The sequence below is a fragment of the Microcella sp. genome, assembly GCF_033763155.1.
Lineage (GTDB): Bacteria > Actinomycetota > Actinomycetes > Actinomycetales > Microbacteriaceae > Microcella.
The window spans coordinates 1-2,135 of record NZ_JANRKZ010000133.1 but is presented as its reverse complement, the minus strand read 5'-3'; the positions used below and the strand labels follow the sequence as shown (position 1 = coordinate 2,135).

Here is a 2,135-nt window from a genome sequence, read left to right as displayed (position 1 = left end):
ATCGGCGCCCTCACTGACGGCCCCGACGGCCGCCCGCTGATGGTGTGGGCGCAGCCCACCCCGTGGCGGCTGAACTCGGCCGTGCTGTCGCGGCACCTGCGCGTGGGCGTCACCGACTCCGACGCGACGCAGTCGTTCTTCGGCGGGCTTTTGCCCGAGGGCGAGCATCTCAACCGACTCGCGCGCGAACTCAAGGTTGGCAGCGACGATCTGGTCGGCATCTTTGCCGCGGTCGGCGCCGACCTGGTGGGTGCGCTGCGAATCGGCGACGGCCGCGAACCACTCGACCCGCAAGCTCTCACCCCCGCCGACGTGCGCGAACTCTTGCGCCAGGCGCCCGGCTTTCTCGTCGGGGGCGGAGGTTCGGCGGTGCCCGGCTTTCAGCGCAAACTCACCCTGACCCGCGTCGACGGGCAGTGGATGCGCGGCAACGGCCACATCGCATCCACCCACATTCTCAAGCCCGTGCCGATCAGTCTGCGCGCTACGGTCGACGCCGAGGCGTACTGCCTCGCGCTCACGCGCGAGCTCGGCCTCTCACCATTCGAGGCATGGGTCGAGCAGCTCGACGACCTGGCCGTGCTCGTCGTCGAACGCTACGACCGTCGCCGAACGGCATCGGGCACGATCGAGCGGATGCACCAGGAAGACTTTGCTCAAGCACTCGGCCTGCCCGCCCATGGAAACAACAAGTTTGAGTGGCATGACCCGCGGGCGAATCTCGCCGCGATCGCCGCCGAACTTGACGACACGGCGACGATCTTCCGGCCGGGCGTTGATCGAGACCAATTGCTGCGCTACGTCACGGCAACTGTCGCTATCGGCAACACCGACGCCCACGCGAAGAACTACTCGCTCCTCCACGACGAGCGCGGCGGCACGCGCCTCGCGCCCCTCTATGACATCGCCCCGCTCGCGCTTCGCTACGACGCCGGCGAACAGCTCGCGATGCGCGTGAACGGCCAGAGCCGGCAGCCCGACGTCACCGTCGATGACCTCGCGGCAGAAGCAGTTGCCTGGGGCATAGCCGACAACCATGCCCGCGAGATCATCGGCGCCACCCTGCACGGGCTCATCGAGGGTACGCGTACCCTAGATGCCGACGCGAGCATCAAGGCGCACGTGCCCGGCTACATTCGCCGCCAAGTGCAGAACCTTCTTGACGGCGCCCCGGCGCGCATCCGTTCGCATGTTCCGCTCATGATGCTGCCTCGCGTCGACGCAGATTCCCCCTGACGCGCGGCTAGTGGAAGAAGTGCCGCTCGCCCGTGAGGTACATCGTCACGCCGGCTGCCTGGGCCGCCGCGATGACTTCTTCGTCGCGCACCGAGCCGCCGGGCTGCACGATCGCCTCAACGCCCGCGTCGAGCAGCACCTGCAGGCCGTCAGCGAACGGGAAGAACGCGTCCGACGCCGCAACCGATCCGCGCGCGCGATCGCCCGCGCGCGACACGGCGAGGTGGCACGAGTCGACCCGGTTCACCTGGCCCATGCCCACGCCGACGGATGCTCCGCCCGAGGCCAGCAAGATCGCATTCGACTTCACGGCTCGGCACGCGCGCCACGCGAATTCGAGGTCGGCCAGTTGCTCTACCGAGGCGGCGGGGCCGGAGACCAGCTGCCACGAGTCGGCTGACGCAAACGCGCGGTCGGCGCTCTGCCGCAGCCACCCTCCGCTCACCTGGCGCAGCTCGACGTCGCCAAGCGCGAACCCTGCGGGCAGCTCAAGCAGGCGGATGTTCTTCTTCTCGCGCAGCACCTCAAGCGCGCCAGGCTCGAAGCCGGGTGCGACGACGACCTCGGTGAAGATCGGCGCGATCGACTCGGCGGCCTCGCGCGTGATGACGCGGTTGGCGGCGATCACTCCCCCGAAGGCCGAGACAGGGTCGCACGCGTGCGCCGCTGCGTGAGCATCCGCAATCGATGCCCCCACGGCGATGCCGCACGGGTTCGCGTGCTTGATGATCGCGACGGCGGGAGCCTCGTGGTCGTACGCGGCGCGCACGGCCGCGTCGGCATCGACGAAGTTGTTGTACGACATCTCTTTGCCGTGCAGCTGGGTGGCCTGCGCGATGCCGTGGGCTCCGTCGGCGCGGTAGAGCGCGGCGTGCTGGTGGCTGTTCTCGCCGTAGCGC

Annotated in this window: 2 protein-coding genes; one reads left to right on the top strand and one right to left on the bottom strand. The window is 69.0% G+C overall.

All coding sequences use genetic code 11. The features are described 5' to 3' along the window. Positions 1-1,236: HipA domain-containing protein (locus SFU54_RS05675; protein WP_319015325.1), on the top strand; the 1,236-nt coding region annotated here is incomplete at its 5' end. 7 nt (positions 1,237-1,243) lie between these two features. Here the strand turns inward: SFU54_RS05675 and purH are convergent. Next, positions 1,244-2,135, bottom strand: an 892-nt coding sequence (gene purH, locus SFU54_RS05670; RefSeq protein ID WP_319015324.1) for a bifunctional phosphoribosylaminoimidazolecarboxamide formyltransferase/IMP cyclohydrolase, incomplete at its 5' end; no start/stop codon positions are given.